Source organism: Desulfosoma caldarium (assembly GCF_003751385.1).
Lineage (GTDB): Bacteria > Desulfobacterota > Syntrophobacteria > Syntrophobacterales > DSM-9756 > Desulfosoma > Desulfosoma caldarium.
This window is the reverse complement of record NZ_RJVA01000010.1, coordinates 415183-435111: the sequence shown is the minus strand read 5'-3', so window position 1 is coordinate 435111 and position 19929 is coordinate 415183. Positions and strand designations below refer to the sequence as shown.

At 57.2% G+C, this 19929-nt stretch carries 13 protein-coding genes and 1 pseudogene; 7 read left to right on the top strand and 7 right to left on the bottom strand.

All coding sequences use genetic code 11. The features are described 5' to 3' along the window. Nucleotides 1-18 precede the first annotated feature (18 nt). Nucleotides 19-1782: an FG-GAP-like repeat-containing protein gene (locus EDC27_RS05230; RefSeq protein ID WP_170161605.1), complete on the bottom strand. Its 1764-nt coding sequence runs from the start codon at nt 1780-1782 to the stop codon at nt 19-21. Between the two features lie 302 nt (nt 1783-2084). Between EDC27_RS05230 and EDC27_RS05225 the strand changes: the two genes are divergently transcribed. Further along, complete coding sequence (locus tag EDC27_RS05225; RefSeq protein WP_123289537.1) at nt 2085-3440, top strand: alginate export family protein; 1356 nt, start codon at nt 2085-2087, stop codon at nt 3438-3440. 337 nt (nt 3441-3777) lie between these two features. Here the strand turns inward: EDC27_RS05225 and EDC27_RS05220 are convergent, their stop codons facing one another. Continuing rightward, the gene (locus EDC27_RS05220) at nt 3778-4944 is read right to left on the bottom strand and encodes a VLRF1 family aeRF1-type release factor (protein ID WP_123289536.1); all 1167 of its coding nucleotides are present in this window, start codon (nt 4942-4944) and stop codon (nt 3778-3780) included. A gap of 625 nt (nt 4945-5569) precedes the next feature. After that, nucleotides 5570-5767: a hypothetical protein gene (locus tag EDC27_RS05215; RefSeq protein WP_123289535.1), complete on the bottom strand. Its 198-nt coding sequence runs from the start codon at nt 5765-5767 to the stop codon at nt 5570-5572. Between the two features lie 373 nt (nt 5768-6140). Between EDC27_RS05215 and EDC27_RS05210 the strand changes: the two genes are divergently transcribed. From EDC27_RS05210 to EDC27_RS05200, 3 genes are read left to right on the top strand one after another with little or no spacing between them, the layout of a single operon-like run. Next, a complete protein-coding gene (locus EDC27_RS05210; RefSeq protein ID WP_123289534.1) occupies nt 6141-7403 on the top strand; it encodes a CoB--CoM heterodisulfide reductase iron-sulfur subunit A family protein in 1263 nt (420 codons plus the stop codon). Nucleotides 7404-7407: 4 nt separating this feature from the next. Then, on the top strand, nt 7408-9648 hold the full coding sequence (locus EDC27_RS05205) for a hydrogenase iron-sulfur subunit (RefSeq protein ID WP_123289533.1): 2241 nt from the start codon (nt 7408-7410) through the stop codon (nt 9646-9648). Between the two features lie 41 nt (nt 9649-9689). After that, on the top strand, nt 9690-10907 hold the full coding sequence (locus EDC27_RS05200; RefSeq protein ID WP_123289532.1) for a 4Fe-4S dicluster domain-containing protein: 1218 nt from the start codon (nt 9690-9692) through the stop codon (nt 10905-10907). 100 nt (nt 10908-11007) lie between these two features. Here the strand turns inward: EDC27_RS05200 and EDC27_RS05195 are convergent, their stop codons facing one another. Beyond that, nucleotides 11008-12468 (bottom strand): FAD-binding oxidoreductase, encoded by a 1461-nt coding sequence (locus tag EDC27_RS05195; RefSeq protein ID WP_245994276.1) that lies wholly within the window; start codon nt 12466-12468, stop codon nt 11008-11010. Between the two features lie 117 nt (nt 12469-12585). On the opposite strand from EDC27_RS05195, the gene EDC27_RS05190 reads away from it, so the two are divergent. The 3 genes from EDC27_RS05190 (at nt 12586) to EDC27_RS05180 (ending at nt 18248) form a co-directional block, all read left to right on the top strand. After that, nucleotides 12586-13749 carry a lipocalin-like domain-containing protein gene (locus EDC27_RS05190; RefSeq protein ID WP_211334779.1) on the top strand — a complete coding sequence of 388 codons (1164 nt, stop codon included), beginning with the start codon at nt 12586-12588 and terminating at the stop codon, nt 13747-13749. 109 nt (nt 13750-13858) lie between these two features. Beyond that, complete coding sequence (locus EDC27_RS05185; RefSeq protein WP_123289530.1) at nt 13859-15031, top strand: DNA polymerase Y family protein; 1173 nt, start codon at nt 13859-13861, stop codon at nt 15029-15031. A 28-nt stretch (nt 15032-15059) separates the two neighbouring features. Further along, nucleotides 15060-18248 (top strand): DNA polymerase III subunit alpha, encoded by a 3189-nt coding sequence (locus EDC27_RS05180; RefSeq protein ID WP_123289529.1) that lies wholly within the window; start codon nt 15060-15062, stop codon nt 18246-18248. 128 nt (nt 18249-18376) lie between these two features. Here the strand turns inward: EDC27_RS05180 and EDC27_RS15935 are convergent, their stop codons facing one another. The 3 genes and pseudogenes from EDC27_RS15935 to EDC27_RS15930 all read right to left on the bottom strand — a co-directional run bounded on the left by EDC27_RS15935 (nt 18377) and on the right by EDC27_RS15930 (nt 19649). Then, entirely contained in the window at nt 18377-18553 is a 177-nt protein-coding gene (locus EDC27_RS15935; RefSeq protein WP_170161604.1) for a hypothetical protein, read from the bottom strand. 556 nt (nt 18554-19109) lie between these two features. Then, nucleotides 19110-19445: pseudogene (locus tag EDC27_RS05175) on the bottom strand (GNAT family N-acetyltransferase); the annotation flags it as partial. Nucleotides 19446-19478: 33 nt separating this feature from the next. Next, nucleotides 19479-19649 carry a hypothetical protein gene (locus EDC27_RS15930; RefSeq protein ID WP_170161603.1) on the bottom strand — a complete coding sequence of 57 codons (171 nt, stop codon included), beginning with the start codon at nt 19647-19649 and terminating at the stop codon, nt 19479-19481. Nucleotides 19650-19929: the final 280 nt, after the last annotated feature.

The window sequence follows — 19929 nt, the reverse complement described above, 5'->3', positions numbered from 1 at the left end:
TCATCACAGTGGGTTATCTTAGGGCTTGCGAGCCGTCTCCGCCTTGCCTTTTCGGCCCACACGAAGATCGTAGGAAAAAATCGTGCTTCGGGTTTTCCAAAGTTTCAGCAAATCCTTTCCCGCAACCAGGCTGGCAATGAGTTCCGGTGTGCCGTCACCGTTCAAGTCGCCCAATCGAATGGACGTCACCATACCGTCGACTTGGCGGGTTTTCCAGTTTTCCACAAGCCCCAGTTGATCCCAGGAGAAACTCACCACTTCTCCAGCTTCATAGTACTTAAGGCCCTGCGGCAGAAAGCGGCTCGTGGTATCCGGGCTTCGATTGACGACGATTTCCTGAATGCCGTCCTTATTGAGGTCCATGACCAGCACGGGCGAAGGAATATAATAGTACTCAACGTCATTGTATCGAAGGTCCTCCACTTTTCCCAGCAGGTAATTGGTCGTGGCTCCAAACTGCTGCTGCCGACTGCGCCACAGGCGATTTCCGGCAGCGTCCACCAGAAGCAGTCGATGGTCGGCGGTGATCACGGCGTATTCCACGGCGCCGTCCCCTGTGAAGTCACCGACCGCAAAGTTTATGAGGTTGCATCGGGGAGGCAAGGGGACGGGAGCCGTCGTGGTGAATTTGCCGTCGTGAAGGCGCCACTCGAAGATTTCGGGTTCAAACAGATCCCCGTAGCGGCCTCGCGCTTGAGCCAGAGCCACACGGCCTCGGCTGGGAAAAGAAACGGCATTGATAAAGTAGGGAAGCCTTTGCGCAGCCACGGTGAGGTTTTTGGTTTTGGCATCGAATTTGAGCACCAGGGATGCGGGTTCCCATTCCGTGTCGGAAACGTTGATGCTTTCAAAGCCGGGATGGTGCCCCCTGTTCCTTTGATAAATGTTGGTGACCAAAATATCCAAGCGGCCGTCGCCGTCCACATCGGCCAGGGCGAGCCATTTGAACGAATCGAGCTTGCCTGCGCGGTATTCGGCGACGTTTTGCAGCCCTTGAGCGACTCGCCGGTACACTGTGACCCGAGAGGCCGTGAGGGCGACAAGTTCCTCACGGCCGTCACCGTCCACGTCACCGACATCGATGGAAAGAACCGCTTCGGAAAACGTCTGACTGCGCCATAGCCCGGGCTGACGCAACGAACCTTCAGGGGTGACCTCGATGAAATTAGGGTTCAGGTAGGAAACGGCTTGACCCGGCATGGTCGATTCGAGAAAAAGAAGTTCGGGATGCCGTGTGGAAGGGGACTCTGCCGTAGAGGCAGTGGCCGCCGCATGGGCCGTTCGGTTAAAGATCTGGCGGTTAACATCTTCCGCGAGTCGGTTCACTGTGGGAATAAGCTGACTCAGGCTGGGACTTTGATAAGGAAAATGCTTGGGTGGTTCTTGGGTGGCCGTGGGGACAACCGTGGCATCAAGGCTCACGGATTCCCCCAGAGCGGTGACGCTGCCGTAGAGCACGTAATCGGCCTTGATCTGATGCGCCAGGGCACGGGCAGCGTCGGGGGTTTGGACGTCAGCTGGCGTTTTTGCCACAGCCTGCACGGTGGCCTTGTCCAGGACGCGGACCTTGCCGGGCCAAGAAAGACGGGACCGGAGCATGTCCCAAATGCCGTCTTGTAGGTAGAAAAGATCCTTAGGGGTGTTCATCTGAAACGGCACCACGGCCACCGTCTTGTCCGAAGACTCCTGCGCCGTCACGGAGCCAACGTGCACGCCCCAAAGGACCGAGGCCACAAGCGACGCCACCACACAACATTTTCCTAAACGAGCGTAAAGAACCATGAACCACCTTCCTTTGCCGGAATGTTCCAAGCGATGCATGCGCCAAAATCGGCGCACCAGCTTCCCGGAAAGACTAGCGATAAACGTGACCTTCGTGCAATAAGAATTTTGGACATCATACGCGAGAATTTTTGTTTGACATGAAGCACAGCCCCATTATAAAGACCATGGCAGCGCCTGAAAAACGGCGCGGGGCCATCTTAAAGAAAAAGGAGGTGATGCCGAGGCGCAGGGTTCAATGAGAAGGGGCTGATCAAAAGGTTTCACAACATCTTTAACGCATTTTGGCAGGGAGGAAAGAGATGAAGAAGAACTTCATCGTGATGGTCGCGGTCTTGGCGGCGGTGGCGCTGGCCATGCCGGCATTTGCCGTGGATTTCAAGTACGGCGGCATGTATCGCCTGCGGTGGCAGTCCAACGACAACTTGAGCGATGGAAACGACGACATCGACGACAACGGCAACTGGTTCGATCAGAGGATCCGGCTGTACTTTACTTTTGTTGCCAGCGAAAACCTCCAGCTGGTGACCAAATGGGAAGCGGACACGTTGTGGGGCCGTGAATCACCTGGTGCCGGTCGTCACGGCGGTGGTGACATCGGCGCGGATGCAACCAACCTTGAAATGAAGAATGTGTACCTTGAGTTCAATATTCCGAACACTCCGGTGCGCGCCAAGTTGGGTGTCCAGGGTGCCGGTTTCCTCAAGGGTTGGATGTTCTTTGATGACTTTTCGGGCGCCGTGTTTTCCACCAAGCTCGATCCCGTCAAGCTGACCTTTGGATATGTGGCCGCGCAGAATACCGACGTGACCACAAGTGACGATAACGTGGACGATTTCTTCTTGGCCTTGGACTATGCCAATGGCCCCTTCACGGCAAGCTTGGTCGGTTGGTACCAATACGCTCACAACACCAATTGGAGCGCCTACCCGGATATGTCCACGGGCCTATATTATAACAACGAGAACTTCGCGGTAACTGACAACAATTTGTTCAATCTGGGTGTGAGCCTAGGTTATAAGACGGACATGATGGTTCTGGGCCTGACCGGCATCAAGAACTTCGGAAGTTATGACCTTGTGGGTGGCAAAAGCCAGGACTACACCGGCTGGATGTTGGAAGGCACCGCCGACTTCATGTGGAATGATTTCACGTTCCATCTGGGTGCTTTTTACACCACCGGCGACGATGACGACCCGGCGGACTTCGATTATAAGAACGATTATGATGCGTTTGCCTATCCCCGCGGCGCGTCCTACTACTGGTCGGAAATTTTGGGCCTGGGCCTGTTTGACGTGAGCGTGGCTGGCTTTGACCACGTGAACCGGAACTATCAGGGCGCGTATCGGGCGGCGGATGCTCCCTCTAACTTGTGGGCTCTGAACGCCGGCGTCATTTGGCAGGCGTTGCCCCAGACCAAGGTGACCTTTAACTATTACTACGTGGCGACGGTGGAAAGCGTTTTGGCCGATGCCGAAACTGGCGACACGGCCAAGAAGATCGGGCACGAAGTGAACCTCTACATTACCCAAAATGTCGTGGACAACTTGAAGCTGACTCTTGTGGGCGCCTACCTCTTTGCGGATGATGCTTACACCACCTTCAAAGACGATGACGACGCCTACGAGGTGGGTGCCGTGCTGCAATGGAGCTTCTAGCGCAGGACTTCACGTCGGTTCGAAAATAAAGATGACTGCCGGCGCCCGGGATGCCTGGCCATCCCGGGCGCCTCTTTTTCCTGGCGTAGATGACTTTTCGGCTGGCGGGGAACCCGCCGCAACACGTGAAGTGCATATGGAGGCGGCGGGTCGGGTGCGGATGGTTTTCAGGTGTGTGGGCTTTGGCCGTGGCCTCTTCGGCCACGGCTGTGGATTTCGAATGTGGCGGCATGTATTCCTTGCGGTGGCCAACTTAGACGACTTCGTGGAAGTTATAGAGCGGGGCCGTCCGCGTTCGTAAAAACTCTAGGGTCAGGGGGTCCCTGCTCCCGATAAGCTAGCGCAAAAAGGCTCCCAGTGGGCCTTCTTTTTTTAGGCTTTCTTTGGCTCCGTTCGTGCCGATTTCTTCCACCTTGCCGCCCATGGCCAGCACGCGGTCGCAGGCCGCCCAAACCACATCGTCCATGTCGTTCAAGGCGCCGGAGCAATAGGGGCACGCGTTGGCGGACGGGGCGTGATCCATGAGCACGTCACAGGCTGGGCAGTGGAAGCCGCGGGCCGTAAAGCCCGCTGGAACGAGTATTTGATAGACACGGCCTTGGTTCACGGCATTGAGGACCGCATCCAGTCCCAAAACCGCTTTGGGCGATTCGCTCTGCGCCTTGCGTGCCGCGGTGATGCAGTCGAAAACCAGGTCCCTTTCCTGGGCTGCATCCATTTCACGAAGCACTGGGGTCACGGCCTCCAAAAGTTCCTTGGGTTTTGCGGTGACGGAGGCGCGCACTCGAGCGGCAACGCGTGCCTGAACCCCTTTGGGAAGGATGCGCTTAAGTTCGGCGGTGACGTCTTCCGGGCCCGCCAAGACCACGCGGTCAATACCATGGTCCTCGATCATGTCGTGCAAGGAGTCGGCCACTTCCTTTAGGAACCAATGGCTCCAGGTCGCGGCTCGGCGCTGAAAAACCATCTGGGAGCGCATGTGGTCCGTGCCGGAGGTGGCCCGATGACGAACGGCCGGCGTTTGAAAGGCCTCCTCCACTTCTTCCACTTGCCCCATGGAAGCCACCAGAAAGCGGGCCTTTTCACGATCCACCACGACGATGCCGGTGCGCTCGTACTCCTTCCAGGCGTCCAGTAGGGGACGGATGTAGGGGCGGCGTTCATACCACGCGCCATTGGGAAGTCGAACCGGAACATCCTCCTGGTAGGTGTACCCTTCCGAGACGTCGCAAAACAGCACCAGGCTTCGACCCTTGGGGATGTGAAGCCCGACCTGGCTTCGAACCCACTCGGCATCCTCTCGAAAATGATCCAGCGTTTGCGGATCCTCTTCTAAGGTCGCTTCGAGGTCCTTGAGCATCTGTTCCAGGACCAGTTTGTGGGCGCCTCGACGGTTGGCGCGCACTTGGGGATCCAGGTTGAGGTAAACACTGAGAATCCAGGAACCTTCGGGAGCATGACGGCGGGCCAAGCTTTCCAGGGAACTGGGATGCAACGCCTTCATGGAGAACCTCCTTGCCTGAAGGTTTGTGAGTGGCGAACCGTGGCTTTGCGAGAACCCACGGCATCGAGAAGCCAATTATACCTTTACCGAATTCTCGCCCGAACGCAGGGTGCGGTCAAGACACCGGCGACCCACGGTTGGACGTGCCCTGGAAGTGAAGGCGCCTCGTTCTGGCACCGGGCAAACGAGTGAGATTCGATAAAGACTTTCACAAGAGTGAGGGCGTTGCGGGAGCCTCATATATGGTTCAAAAGGTCGCGCTTTCATAAACAGAAGGTGTGGAAGGCGTTTCCAACAATCTTTGCGCACGCTACTGGGCGGATTATCCATGGAAATGAGGCACCGGGTTAGCCAGAACGCCTCGATGTGCCGCAAGAGGGCCAGGGGGGAGCGGGGCAGGCCAAGCGGAAAAGGCCGACGGAAAAACATGGGTTTCAAGAAAAACCTTAGGGATTCGGAGCGCAAGTCCAGAAGAGGGCTGTCTTGGGCCACGGCGCTTTTATCCACGTCCGGGGAATCGAGAAAAATTTGAGCGTGCGTACAAAAGAAGCACGGGCTCGTGGGCGCCGTGCTTTTGAAGAGTGGGGAAAGGATGTGCTGGACAAAAAAACCCCGTGGCCAATGGTCATGAAAGGAACTTTTGCTTGATTTTGTCCCACGGCGCAAAGGCGGCGAGAAGCCCTGCCGATATAAGGTAAAAGGCAATGATGGATGCGGGAAACGTCAAGTAAAGAAGCGCATACACCGGAAAAAGCACGGCCAGGGAGACCGCAATCTTTGCCCCGATTTCGATCCATCTGCTGGTTTCTTGTCTTTCATCCATGAGTCCACTCCATCGCTGGGTATTGTGTAGTGAAGGGGACACCGTGTCCGTTTTTCCTGTCGATTTCGTTCTCTGTCCTATTACCCGAGGGTGGCCCTTTTTTCAAGGCCCAAGGAGGGTGTGTTCGACCTTTTTTTCACAACATCATCCAGACTGTGGACTTTGGCTCAACGGCTCTGGGGAAAAAGGCCCGTCGCACATAAGACAAGCTGTTGACACTTCCCAAGTTTTTGTTTGCTCGTGGCCCTAAGTTTGTGTATAGTTGCACATGATGCGACCGGATCCCTGTGGGTCGCTCCTTTCTGCGGAGGCATTCCCAGCCCACGCTCTCGAGGGTCTACGGGACATCGTTCATATACCGAGGAGGACGAGCATGGCAAACACGGTGACACAAAGCATCATGGTGGTCGGAGGTGGCATGAGCGGCATGAGTGCCGCCATTGAAGCCGCCGAGGCGGGGTACGAAGTTTTTCTGGTGGAAAAGAACCCCTACCTGGGAGGGCGTGTGGCGCAGCTGCACCAATATTTTCCAAAACTATGCCCGCCGTACTGCGGCCTGGAAATCAATTTTCGTCGGATCAAAGACAATCCCAAGGTCAAGGTGTTCACCATGGCCGAGGTGACGCACATTCGCGGGGTGGAAGGCGATTTTGACGTTACGGTGAAAATCAGCCCTCGCTATGTCAACGAGAAATGCACGGCATGCGGCAAATGCGCCGAGGCCTGCTCCCTGGAAATTCAGAACCCGTTCAACTACAACATGGACACCGTCAAGGCGGCTTACCTGCCTCACGAAATGGCCTTTCCCATGCGCTATGTGCTCGATCCCAGCCTGGTTGGCAGTGCCGAAGCCCAAAAGGTCAAGGACGCCTGTCCTTATGACGCCATTGAATTGGACATGGCGGAAAAGACGATGGAGCTCAAGGTGGGTAGCATCGTGTGGGCCACGGGTTGGAAGCCTTACGACATCAAGAAGCTGGAAAACTACGGGGCCGGCGCCTACGCCAACGTCATTACCAATGTACAGATGGAGAGGCTGGCGGCGTGGAACGGTCCGACCCAGGGCAAGATTCTTCGTCCCTCCGATGGGCAGCCGCCAAAAACGGTGGCTTTCGTGCAATGTGCCGGATCCCGGGATGAGAACCATCTGCCTTTCTGTTCGGGCATTTGCTGTTTGGCTTCCTTGAAGCAAGCCACCTATGTTCGAGAGCAGCTTCCCGAGGCGACAGTTTACTTTTTCTACATCGACGTGCGGGCCACGGACCGGCTGGAAGACTTTGTGCAACGCGTCAAGGCTGATGACAAGCTCATCTTTTTCAAGGGCAAAGTGGCCAAGATCACCGAGGATGGGGCCACGAAAAACCTGGTGTGCCGAGTGGAAAACACCATGACCGAAGAGCTGCACGAAATTCCCGTGGATTTGGTGGTGCTGGCCACGGGCATGCAGCCCAATACGTCTGAAAGTCCGCTGCCCACGCCGGTACCCTACGACGAGTACGGTTTTGTGGCGTCCATGGACGCCATGCCGGGCATCTATGCCGCGGGCACGACTCGAACCCCGTGCAATGTGGCCGAATCCGTCGCCGACGGCACGGCAGCCGCTCTCAAAGCCATTCAATCCGTCGTGAGGAGGTAGCTCAATGGATAAGAAGCTTGCCACGTATATTTGTACCGGATGCGGCATCGGCGATGCCTTGGACATAGAGCAATTGTCCAAGGTGGCTCAAAAGGAGTGCAAGGCCGCCTTGGTGAAAACCCATGCCTGCCTGTGCGGACAGGAAGGCGTCGACATGATCAAGGCGGACATCGACGGCCAAGGTGTCAACTGTCTGATGATTGCCGCCTGTTCTCCCCGCGTCATGTACGACGTGTTTCGCTTTCCCGGGTGTCTCGTGGATCGTGTGAATCTGCGGGAGCAGGTGGTCTGGAGTCAAAAGCCGGGGGATGAGGACACGCAGATGATGGCGGAAGATTACCTTCGGATGTCTGCGGCCAAGATCGGCAAGATGGACCCTCCAGAACCTTATCAACCCGACGAAGAGATTTCCAAGGACATTCTCATTGTGGGCGGCGGCGTGGCCGGTTTGACCGCGGCCAAGGAAGTGTCCAGGGCCGGCTACAAGGCCGTCTTGGTGGAAAGGGAAAAGCACCTGGGTGGGTTTCAGAAGTCGGTGACCAAGATCGCCACCTTTCCATACAAGGGCATTAAAGATAACGACCTGGAGAGCCTCATTCAGGACGTGACCAAAGACGACAACGTGACCGTCTATACGGGGGCCAAGGTTCAAAAGACGGTCGGAGGGCCCGGTGTTTTCAAGGTAACCATTGCGCAAAACGGGGCCACCAAGGAACACAGGGTGGGTGCCATTGTCATGGCCGCCGGGTGGAAAGCCTATGATCCGACGCAATTGGATGCCAAGTTGGGCTACGGACAATCGCCCAACGTCATCACCAATGTTCAGTTTGAAGAAATGGTTCAGGCCGGTGGCGTGAAGCGGCCGAGCGACGGTGGCAGCGTGCGGAATGTGGCCTTTTTGCAGTGTGCTGGCCAGCGCGATCCGGAAAAACTCCCCTACTGTTCTTCGGTGTGCTGCATCACAAGCCTCAAGCAGGCCATCTACATCAAGGAAAATGACCCCGACGCCAATGTTTACATTGTGTTCAAGGAAATGAGAACTCCTGGCCAAGCCGAGGACCTCTACCGCAAGGCTCAGGAAGAGGGCGTGATTTTCATTCGATCCCAGGATCCTGAGGTGAAGGCGTCCGGAGCCAGTGTCACGGTGGAAGCTCTCGACGAGCTGCTGGGGGAAACCGTCCTGATCGAAGACCTGGATCTGGTGGTTCTGGCGACGGGCATGGTTCCTGTGACGGCGTTTGGAGAAGACTACGCCCAGGTGCGAGCCCGAATGTCAGGGGCGGAAACCGAGCAAAAGAAGGAAGAGGAAGAGCTAGAGGTTCCACAGGACGCCATTCTGGTATCCGACATTCTCAACCTAGAATACCGTCAGGGACCGGAACTGCCCGGCCTTCGCTACGGTTTTCCCGATTCCCATTTCATTTGTTTTCCCTATGAAACGAGGCGAACCGGAATCTACGCCGCCGGATGCGTGCGCCGCCCCATGGGTGTGGCGGCGGCCTTTGAAGACGGCGCTGGAGCGGCCATGAAGGCTATTCAGTGCGTGGAACTGGTCAGCCAGGGCAAAGCCGTGCATCCTCGAGCCGGGGACATGAGTTTTCCCGAGTTTTTCATGCAACGCTGTACCCAATGCAAGCGGTGTACGGAAGAGTGTCCGTTTGGGGCCATTAACGAAGATGAAAAAGCCAACCCGCTGCCGCAGCCCACACGATGCCGTCGCTGTGGTGTGTGCATGGGAGCCTGCCCGGAACGCATCATCTCGTTCAAGAACTACTCCGTGGGCATGATCGGCGACATGATCAAGTCCATTGAAGTGCCAGAGGAGGATGAAGAAAAGCCAAGGATCCTTGTTCTTGCCTGTGAAAACGACGCCTATCCCGCTCTGGACATGGCGGGGCTACGCCGCATGACGTACAATGCCTGGGTTCGCGTCATACCCATGCGCTGCTTGGGGTCCATGAACCTGATCTTTATCGCCGATGCCCTGTCCAAAGGCATCGACGGGGTGCTGCTTCTGGGCTGCAAGTACGGGGACGACTACCAGTGCCACTTCATCAAGGGATCCGAACTGGCCAACATTCGTTTGGGCAAGGTCAAGGAAACGCTGGATCGCCTCGTGTTGGAATCCGACCGCGTTCGTTTTGAGACGGTGGCCATCTCCGACTACGACAAGCTACCTAAAATTTTAGATGATTTTGCGGAAACTTTGGAAGGCGTGGGGCCGAACCCCTACAAAGGATTCTAGATGGAACGCCGTAAGCACGAGAATAGCGAGGAGGCCAGAGAATGAGTATCAAGGTGGATCCGAATTTGATGAAGGATCTGAAGCACTTCGGCCTAAAAGACGCCAGCAAGTGCTTCCATTGCGGGAATTGTACTGCCGTGTGCCCGATGTCGGAAACAGGTACACCCTTTCCGCGTAAACTGGTCAAGTACGCTCAGATGGGGCTCAAGGACAAGATTCTTCGATCCAGCGAGCCATGGCTGTGCTACTACTGCGGCACCTGCTCCGACAATTGCCCTCGAGGAGCGGACCCGGGCGAGACCATGATGGTCATGCGCCGATACCTCACGAGCCAATACGACTGGACGGGGTTTTCACGCAAGTTTTACACGTCGGAAAAATTCGAAATCATGGCTGTCATCGTTACAGGGCTTATCGTCGGGCTGCTGATGCTGCTCATTCATGGCGAATTCGACTGGCAAAACGCCTCTTTGGAAAAAGCCTGGCCCGCTCACGGGATGGAAATCGCCGATCTCATCATGGCGTCCATCCTCTCCTTTTTCCTGCTGACCAACGTATACAGGTTCGTGAAATTCACCATGGGAGACCTTTTAACCAAGATTCCCCTGCGCATCTATGCCAGCGAGGCGAAGGAACTGGTTCTGCACTTCCTGACCCAGAAACGATGGGCCAAGTGCGAAGACCGCACCCAGTGGATTATTCACCTGCTCATCATGACGGGTTACACCACGGCGTTTATTCTGGTTGCTGTGCTTCTGGCGGGAGGGCTCGCCGTGCTGGGGCTCACATGGGAACCGCTGCGATTCCAAAGACCATTTGATCCGTTGACGGGAAGAGACGCCATCTACTCTGTATTCCATCCCATTCGTCTACTGGGCTACTATGCCACCATCGCCATTCTTATCGGCGCCACTTATGCGCTCATCGGACGTTCTCGTAAGAGTAAGGCACCTTATAAGAATTCCCATGGGACCGACTGGATGTTTCTTGTGCTTTTGGAGTTGACTGTCATCACGGGCATCGCTGTGCATATTCTGAGGATTATGAATATTCCTTTTGCCACGTATGCGCTGTACATACTCCATTTGATGATCGCCGTCCCCATGCTGGTCCTGGAAGTGCCCTTCTCCAAATGGTCGCACCTGGCCTACCGGCCCATGGCAGCGTATCTCAAAGGGGTCAAGGAAAAGTACTTTGCCGAATTGAAGAACCAGGGACCTCAAGCGTCGGCGACAGAAGCTGCTGGCGCTAAAGCGTAGGTGTCTCTAGCTCGCGGCATCAGAGGTTCCCAAGCTATCGAGGGACCCCCAAGGGCGCTCGGCGGTGTGCCTTTGGGGGTTTTGTTTGCCAAAGGAGCGGTCATGGTCTGAGGGAGCGTTTTGGGCCGGTGACGGCCGCCGTTCCAAAGAAGGCGCGGTTGGGAAGGAACATTTTTCCTGGGTTCATGATGTCGTGGGGATCGAGAGCGCGCTTGATGCGCACCATGGCGTCAAAGGCTTCCGGATGCACTTCCCACTGGAAGAAACAACTCTTGGTGAGGCCAATGCCGTGTTCTCCGGAAATGGTCCCTTGAAGGCGAAGTACCTCGCGAAAGAGTTCCTCCACAGCCTTTTCGGCGCGGGCCATTTCCCGGGCGTCGGACCGATCCACCATGATATTCGTGTGAATGTTGCCGTCTCCGGCATGGCCAAAGCTGACGATGACCAGGTCGTATTTGCGTGCGAGGGCCTGGTTGAACTTGATCAGGTCGGCGATGCGGGATCGGGGAACAGTGACGTCCTCGTTGATCTTTCCGGAGCGAATGCGGCCCAAGGCCGGAGAAATGGCGCGCCGAGCGGCCCAAAGCTTTTCTCTGTCCTGGGGTGTTTCCGCGCGAAAGACCTCAAAGGCGCCGTGCCGGCGAAAGACCTCTTCCATGATGGCGACGTGTCGCGGCAAGACTTCCGGGGGGCCGTCAACTTCGGCAATGAGCATGCCATCGGCCCTTTCGGAAAGACCCAGAGGGCAATAGGGCTCCACAGCGCGCAGCGTCGCGCCGTCAAGCAGTTCAAGACATGTGGGAATGATGCGGGCCTGCAGCACGGCACACACGGCCTGGCTCGCCTGTTCGATGGAGGAAAAGACGGCCGAAACCGTCATGACGGCTTCAGGGGCTGGAATAAGGCGCACGACGATCTTGGTGATCACTCCCAGGGTGCCTTCCGATCCCACGAAAAGCCTGGTCAGGTCATACCCCACCACCCCTTTCATGGTTCGTGTGCCCGTGGTGATCCGCTCCCCCGTGGGCAGCACGACTTCCAAGCCCAGCACATAATCGCGAGTCACGCCGTACTTGACCGCTCGAGGCCCTCCGGCACAGGTGGCCACGTTGCCGCCAAGGGTGGAAAATTCCAGGCTGGCCGGATCCGGCGGATAGAACAACCCATATTGGGCCACCGTTTTTTGAAAGACACCTGTGACCACCGCGGGTTCCACCACGGCGATCATGTCTTCGGCATGAATTTCTAAAATGCGATTGAACCGGGCCAAGGATAGCACCACGCCCCCCCGCTCAGGCACCACGCCGCCGACCATGCCGCTTCCGGCGCCGCGCGGATAAATGGGAAAACGCCACCGGTTAGCCAATCGAACCACGTGGCTGACTTGCTGCACATCGGCGGGAAAGACCACAGCCTGGGGAAGGGCGGAGAGTTTGCTGGCATCATAACTGTAGGTCGTGCGGTCTTCCAGGGTCGTCAGCACGTGTTCATGACCGACGATGTCTTGAAGGGCTCGAAGAACATTTTTAGGCAAGGGAGGGGGGTCCAATGTCCTCTTCACTGGAGTTGCCTTTCCCTTACGTGATTTAAACGCTTTTCCCATGATCTCACAACAAAGGTATACTAACGAGCGAAACGTGTCCATGGAACATCATGCGAAAACGTTGTGGAGCCGATCATGCGGAGGTTCAGTCAACTGCGCGCCATGCTCGAGGCCTTCGCGCTGCTGCTAGTGCTTTGTGGTTTTTTGGAAAACTGGGTGTGGGCTCAGGACACGGCGTCCGGATTCTTCAAGGTGCGGGGCCCGTGCGGTATGCGATTCCCCAAGGACCATGGAGCTCACGAAGGCTATCGCACCGAATGGTGGTACTATACGGGCAATGTGCGGACGGAAACCGGACGGCTCTTCGGCTTTCAATTGACCTTTTTTCGCCACCAGTTGTCTTCAGAAAAGGACCACACCACACAGGCCAAACAGGCCGGACCATCGTCTCCGTGGCGCACAAACCAGATCTTTTTTGCCCATGCGGCTTTAAGCGATGTGTTGGAAGGGCGCTTTCGTTACGAGGAGAAAGCCCTGCGGGGAGCCGCCGGCGTCGCGGGTGTCGAGGCGACCCAGAAGACCGTCGCCGTCTGGGTTCATCCCTGGAGGGCGCACATTGGGCCGAAGCACCACGGACTGCGAGCGGAGGCTCGGCATTTTGCTTTGGATCTTCGCCTCGAGCCCCAAAAGCCTGTGGTGCTGCACGGCATCGAAGGCTACAGCCTTAAAGGCTCCGACCCTGAAAGGGCCAGCTGCTACTATTCTCTGACCCGCCTGAAAGCTCAGGGAACGGTGCGGGTAAAAGACGAGACTTATGACGTGACGGGCTTTGCTTGGATGGATCACGAATACAGTTCGGAACCCCTGGAACCCGGGCTGCAAGGTTGGGACTGGTTCGGTCTGCAGCTGGACGACACCACGGAACTCATGGTGTTTGGCCTGCGCCAAAAGGACGGTTCATGGCACCCCGCATCCAGTGGTACCTTTGTGCAGGCCTCGGGGACCACGCATCATCTTGGTCGCGACGAAATCCTTCTAGATGTCATTGCGACATGGAAAAGTCCTCGATCCAAGGCGACGTATCCGGCCCAATGGCGCCTAAAGGTGCCCAAGTTGGCGCTGGAATTGGAAATCCGTCCCAACCTTGCGGATCAGGAACTGGAAACCGGGTCCAGCACCGGGGTCACGTACTGGGAGGGGTCCGTGTCGTGTCGAGGCACGCGGCAGGGCCACAGCGTGCAAGGCTTGGGCTACGTGGAACTCACCGGCTACGCTCGCCCCTTTGACGCCCCTCTGTAAGCAGTTCCCCTTGACTTTCACCTTTTGTTCACTTTACCATCATAGGGTGCCGACGAACTTGACCCCTTGTGGGGACGCGCCGTGAAAAGGCGCCGGGAGCGCATGCCTTATGGAACGGGCTGTGGTGCATCTTCATGTGCCCGATTTTTGTGCGGTGCTGGAAGAGCTGCGGGATCCGTCTCGAAGGCGACGTCCTTTGGCGGTGGCCGATGCCGGCGGACGGGCTGTGGTGTTGGCGGCGAACGCTTTGGCGCGTCGAGAGGGGATTCGAGAAGGAATGCCGTGGGCGGTGGCCGTGCGGCGTTGTCGAGCTCTGCAGGTGGTGCCTCCGGATCGGTCTTTTTACCGGAACGTCCATGAAACCATCGTTCGGGACCTCATGGCCTTTTCTCCTGTAGTGGAAGCCGGGGCTTTGGGGCGCTATTTCGTGGATCTGTCGGGAACCCGGCGCCTTTGGGGCCCTTTTACGGACACGGCCTGTCGGCTGGAAGAGGAGATGCTGCATCGCCGTCGACTGCCCACGCGAGCGGGCCTTGCGAGCAACAAACTCGTCAGCCAGGTGGCTGCCGACTGCGTGGATGTGGGCGACGTGAGCCGGGTGTTTCCGGGCGGAGAACGCACCTTTCTTCAGGGCCTTTCCGTCGAAGCGCTTCCCGGCCTTGGGCCCAAGACGGCGGATCGACTCGCGGATGTGAACATTCGCCGCATCGGTCAGTTGGCGGCTTTAAATCCCGAAGATCTCGTGCCCGTTGTGGGCCATCACGCCTCACGCCTTGTGCAGCTTGCCCGTGGCGAAGACCCTTCGCCGGTGGTCCCTTTTGAAAAGGACGCGGCTTTGCGGCTGGTCCATGAGTTGGCACGGGAAACCATAGATTGGCATGAAATCGATGCCGTGCTTCTGCGGCTCGTGGAAGAAGCCGGCTGGACGCTCAGGCGCCGCAACCGCCTGCCCGGTCGCCTTCTTTTGGAAGTGCGCTACGCCGACGGGATGGAAGTGCAGGGAACTCGGCACGTGCGCCCGGAGGCGCAGGTGCTGGATCGAGCCCTTTTTCACGCGGTGCGCGCTCTGGCTCGATCGGTATGCCAGAGGCGGGTGGCGCTGCGTCGAATCGCCGTCACATGGAGCCGGTTTCAGCTGCCTGTGCGGCAGCTGGCGTTGTTTCCCGAAACAGGGCTTTCGGAGGCTCGAGAGCAACGGATTCAGCACGCTTTGGATACCGTGCGAAGCCGCTACGGGCATAACGCCCTTATGTGGGCAGTGGGGTACGGAGCGCAAAAATAACCCGAGCAGTGTTGGGTAACGAGGCGCCATGCTCTGGGTTGTTCATACCTTTTATTCGTTCATGCGAGGGGTGAGTTCTCCCGAGATGTTGTGTCGGCGTGCCGCGGAACGGGGACACAAGGCGGTGCTGTGCGCCGATCGCAACGGTTTTTACGGCCTGATGCGCTTTCTCAGCGCAGCGCGCCGTGAGGGCCTGGCTCCGGTGGTGGGTGTGCACCTGGTCCATGAAGGGCGGCACGTGCTGGCACTGGCTAAGGATTTCACGGGCTATGAAAGGCTCTGCGCTCTGGTGACCCGGCTTCATCTGGATTCCGGCTTTTCCTTGGAAAGGGATTGCGCCCATGGAGGGGCTCATGTGGCGATGGTCAGTGCCGATGAGGCATTTCTTAAAGCCGTTCGTTCTCGTGTAGAAACCTACGCGGCGGTGCTTCCGGGCCCCGCGGGGCGTCGAACGTTGCGCATGGCTAAGGAGATGAAAGTCCCCGCGGTGGCCGTGCATCCGGTCTATTTTGCCGATCCGGAAGATTTTTCCCTGCATCGGCTGGTGCGCGCCATTGACACCAACAGGACTTTGAGCACCTTGGATCCTCGGGAACTGGCGTCTTCGGAAGCGTGGTTGAAGCCTGTGGAGGCGGCGGCCCGCCATTTTCCCCATTGCCCTGAAGCCGTGAGTAATGCGGAAACACTCCTGCGCCAATGTTTCACGGATTGGAGCCGTTTTGAAACCGTTTTTCCCGCCTATGGCAACGGATCGGAAGATGGCTTTGATGTGCTGGTTCGGCGCTGTCGAAAAGGCGTGCGGTGGCGCTATGGGCGAAGTTTTCCTGAACTGGAACAAAGACTTGCCGCGGAACTGGAGCTCATTCATGCCAAAGGTTATGTGGATTACTTTCTTGTGGTGGCCGACATTGTGGGGCGTCGTCCCATGCATTGCGGCCGAGGCAGCGCGGCAGCGAGCCTGGTGAGCTATCTTTTGGGTATCACGCATGTGGATCCTCTGGAGCACCAGTTGGTTTTCGAAAGGTTTCTCAACCCCCATCGGCAAGACCATCCGGACATCGATGTGGATTTTCCATGGGATGAACGGGATGAGCTTCTAAAAGAAGTGGAACAGATCTACGGTGCCGAACGGTTTGCCATGGTGGCGAACCACGTGGGATTTGGGGCGCGCGCGGCCGTGCGGGAAACGGCCAAGGTCTACGGCGTGCCTGCGGCGGACATTGCGGAAGTGAGCCGACGCTTGAGTGGGTGGACGCGACCGGAGCGCATCGAGGCGCGGGTGCGATCGCATCCGGCTTTTCGCGGTTTTTCTCTGAATCCGCCGTGGCCGGAAATTCTTCGCCTTGCTGCTCGACTGGAAGGGCTGCCTCGCCATGTTTCCGTGCACTGCGGAGGCATAGTGCTGGCTCCGGATCGTGTGGATCGTCGAGTGCCCGTGCAGCGGGCCGCCAAAGGGGTGAGGATCATTCAGTGGGATAAGGATCAGGCAGAAGAAGGAGGCTTGGTCAAGATTGATCTTTTGGGGAACCGTTCCTTGGGCGTCATTCGGGACGCTTTGAACATGGTGGCGGAAAACACGGGCCGTCGGATCGATTATGCTTCCTTGAATCCCTTGGACGATCCCCAAACCCAAGGGCTTTTGGCTCGAGGTGACACCATGGGCGTTTTTTACGTGGAATCACCCGCCATGCGCCAGCTTCAGCAAAAGACGCGCCGTGGAGATTTTGCCCACCTGGTGATTCATTCATCCATTATTCGGCCTGCTGCCAACCGCTATATTCATGCTTACATCGAACGCCTTCACGGCAAGCCCTGGGAACCCCTCCATCCCGACCTCAAGGATCTGCTGGAAGAAACCTACGGCATCCTGGTGTACCAGGAACATGTGGTCCTGTGTGCCATGGCCCTGGCCGGGTTTCAGTGGGCGGAAGCTGATGGATTGCGCAAGGTGTTGAGCAAGAAAAGCCGGGAACAGATCGAGGATTATCGGCGGCGTTTTGAAGATGGGTGCCGGCGCCGTGGCGTGGCCGAGGACGTGGTGCAAAGCCTTTGGGAGATGTTCACCTCCTTTGCCGGATATTCCTTTTGCAAGCCTCATTCGGCGTCCTATGCACTGGTGAGTTTCAAATCGGCGTGGCTCAAGGTGCATTACCCCGCCGAATTCATGGCGGCGGTGCTGGCCAATGGAGGGGGCTACTACACGAGCTTTGCCTACATTTCGGAAGCGCGACGCATGGGCCTGAAGGTCTTGGGGCCCGATGTGAACGCAAGCCGATGGAAGTGTTGGGGCAAGGATCGGACGGTGCGATTGGGGTTGCAGATGCTTCAGGGAATTCGCCGGGATACCGTGGATCGACTTCTGGAAGAGCGGGTTCGAAACGGTCCCTTTGCATCTCTGGACGACCTGTGGCGTCGCGTGCCTTTGACCGCTTCGGACGCGGTGGTGCTGGCCAAGAGCGGCGCCCTGGACAGCGTGGCCAGGCCTTTAAACCGGGCCCAGCTTTTGTGGTGGATCTATGCTCGATGTGGGTCGGCGCGTTCGCCGTCAAACGACGGGGGCTCAAACATGTTTTCTCCGAATTCCTGGATCCCTCGACCGCAGGGGGCCAGGGGCGAGACTTTGGGGCGTGAGGATCGGCATCGGCCCGTGCCCTTTCCGCATCCCTATGGCGATGTGTCGAAGAACCCCAGGGTGGCCCCCCTGGCGGTCGCCTCTCCCTCGGTTTTTGCGGGTTCAAGGGCCGCGCCTTTGGGAAACAAGCTATTCGATGCCGTTGAAGGCCGGACCTTGAGGAAAGGGAAAACCGGTGTGCCCGATTTGCCGCCGCCTGAAGCGGCCATGCTATGGCGCCAGGAACAGGAAGCGTTGGGTTTCGTCCTTTCCACGCATCCGTTGGTGTGCCATGAAGAAGCTTACCGCAAGCGACCTCGACCGTGGGTTCGAGCCCAAGATCTGGCGCAATGGGTGGGCAGAACAGTTTGGGTCAAAGGATGGCCCATCACGCGCAAGGAGGTGGTCACACAGCATGGGGATCCAATGGCCTTCGTGTCCTTTGAAGACGAGACGGCCATTTATGAAACGGTTTTCTTCCCCGACGCCTACCGCCGATTCTGCCAGAGCCTGGGATGGGAGCGGCCCTATGCTTTGCGAGGCACCGTAGACGCATCCTTTGGGGCTGTGAGCCTTTCCGTATCCCACCTGGAAGCCGTGGCTTAGAAGTCTATCGGAGTTCAGTCATGCATGGCCTTTTCCATACTTAGGGCACTATGGAAAGCTAAGACCCACCTCAAAGGGTGGGTCTACTCGTCATAAACAATATATTCTAAGCAGAATATCGACTTAAACTAACCTCCAGCATAGGGTTGCGGCTTCGTTGCGTCGTCAATGCAGTCTTTGAGTTCGTCCGGACTCATTTCAGAAGGCTTTTTGAGGACATCGACAGGGCACACAAATTCGTTACCGGCCTTGTCCTTGACCCAAACAAACTGTTGCCTCTTGCTCGGTGCATTCACATCGCTCATCGTCTCTCTCCTTAGTTGAGGTTCATAAACACCAAAAGCCACTGTTTGAATCAAACATAAGCTTGCATGCTGCGTTGTCAACGGAAGGGGAAAAAGACGAAGACTTTTGGCGTCACATGGAATTATAGTGACCCCGCACTGGAGTGGACCAGCCATAAGCGTTGGATTTGGTATGCAAAAAGGGGTGCGAGATGGAGGAAGCAGACGTCGCTGCCAGACGAGGTGCAGCGGTTTAAAACGATCTCTACCCGTCGGCATGGGCGCGGCGTGAAAATGTCGCCTGCCCTTGATGCCCTTTGCCCCCTTGCCTTTGAGGTATGCCCGTCGATACCGAGGACACGACGTGGGGCAGGCCCCCACGCGTACCTTGTAGACCCCGTGCCTTCCCAAATTAGGGGCAGCCACAAGGGCTGCCCCTACATGATCCAGACAAAGAAGCCAAGGGCAGCGTGGTCACCATAATGCAAATTTTGGTCTTTATTCCTTGGGGTCATGACATGCTTTTCATCAAATAGGGAGCCGTCATCAAGGCATGTTTTCATGGCTTGGTTCCTCACTAGTCTTGCGAGGTGTTTCGGGTTTGCGACGACGCGGTGGTGCCTTCGTCGCCGAGCCGTTTGCGATAGACGCGGGACGGTACTTGATCAAATCTCGCCTTGACGTAGAATCCCCTTTGGGTGTTCTGTCGACTTTCACTGGTTAGCACTTCGATTCTGACAGCGTGCCAACGCTTGGCAAAGGCCAGGGCATAAGCCGTTAAGGCCTGCCCAATCCCTTGGCCTCGCCATTCCGCGTTGACGACCAGTTCCTCGATGGACACCTGTCGTCCCCCGAGGCGAAGGCATTCGAGGACTCGAAGCGTCATCATGCCCACGATGGACCTGCGGACGGGACAGAGCGCAAGGAGGCAGTGATCTTTGGGATTCTAAAGAAGACGTGTGAGCACGCTTTTGATCCTGCGCCACGAAACGGCATAGCCCAGCTCGTGCAGCAGTTCTCCCACGGCCCTCACGTCGCGGGCTGTGACCCCACGAAAGAAGGCTTTCGAGTCACTCTCCGTGCCATGCACTTCAGTGTGCACGGTTTTTCCCAGCATGGACCCTTTCACCTTGTATGGGCCTCTTGGTTCACGGCCATTCAACACGGGTTGTGTGACAGCCCAACGTCCCATGAATGACAATCCGGTGACGATTGTGAAAACGCACATGGGGCGCAAAGTTTTCGGGTGAAGCGTGCCTTTGTTGAGTGGGGGGGGTCAAAAAATTTGGCCCGAAGAAAAAACGAAGGAGATAAGGCCTTAAGGGGAACGCCTCCGTGCGTTCCCTTGCCCTTGCCGTCGTGGGCGGGTGATGGCGTCTCCTCGCATCTTAAAGGCC

Excerpts from the sequence above, each read along its gene's own strand:
- EDC27_RS05230 (WP_170161605.1), bottom strand. The coding sequence starts at position 1,782 with ATGGTTCTTTACGCTCGTTTAGGAAAATGTTGTGTGGTGGCGTCGCTT.
- EDC27_RS05225 (WP_123289537.1), top strand. The coding sequence starts at position 2,085 with ATGAAGAAGAACTTCATCGTGATGGTCGCGGTCTTGGCGGCGGTGGCG.
- EDC27_RS05220 (WP_123289536.1), bottom strand. The coding sequence starts at position 4,944 with ATGAAGGCGTTGCATCCCAGTTCCCTGGAAAGCTTGGCCCGCCGTCAT.
- EDC27_RS05215 (WP_123289535.1), bottom strand. The coding sequence starts at position 5,767 with ATGGATGAAAGACAAGAAACCAGCAGATGGATCGAAATCGGGGCAAAG.
- EDC27_RS05210 (WP_123289534.1), top strand. The coding sequence starts at position 6,141 with ATGGCAAACACGGTGACACAAAGCATCATGGTGGTCGGAGGTGGCATG.
- EDC27_RS05205 (WP_123289533.1), top strand. The coding sequence starts at position 7,408 with ATGGATAAGAAGCTTGCCACGTATATTTGTACCGGATGCGGCATCGGC.
- EDC27_RS05200 (WP_123289532.1), top strand. The coding sequence starts at position 9,690 with ATGAGTATCAAGGTGGATCCGAATTTGATGAAGGATCTGAAGCACTTC.
- EDC27_RS05190 (WP_211334779.1), top strand. The coding sequence starts at position 12,586 with ATGCGGAGGTTCAGTCAACTGCGCGCCATGCTCGAGGCCTTCGCGCTG.
- EDC27_RS05185 (WP_123289530.1), top strand. The coding sequence starts at position 13,859 with ATGGAACGGGCTGTGGTGCATCTTCATGTGCCCGATTTTTGTGCGGTG.
- EDC27_RS05180 (WP_123289529.1), top strand. The coding sequence starts at position 15,060 with ATGCTCTGGGTTGTTCATACCTTTTATTCGTTCATGCGAGGGGTGAGT.
- EDC27_RS15935 (WP_170161604.1), bottom strand. The coding sequence starts at position 18,553 with ATGAGCGATGTGAATGCACCGAGCAAGAGGCAACAGTTTGTTTGGGTC.
- EDC27_RS15930 (WP_170161603.1), bottom strand. The coding sequence starts at position 19,649 with ATGCTGGGAAAAACCGTGCACACTGAAGTGCATGGCACGGAGAGTGAC.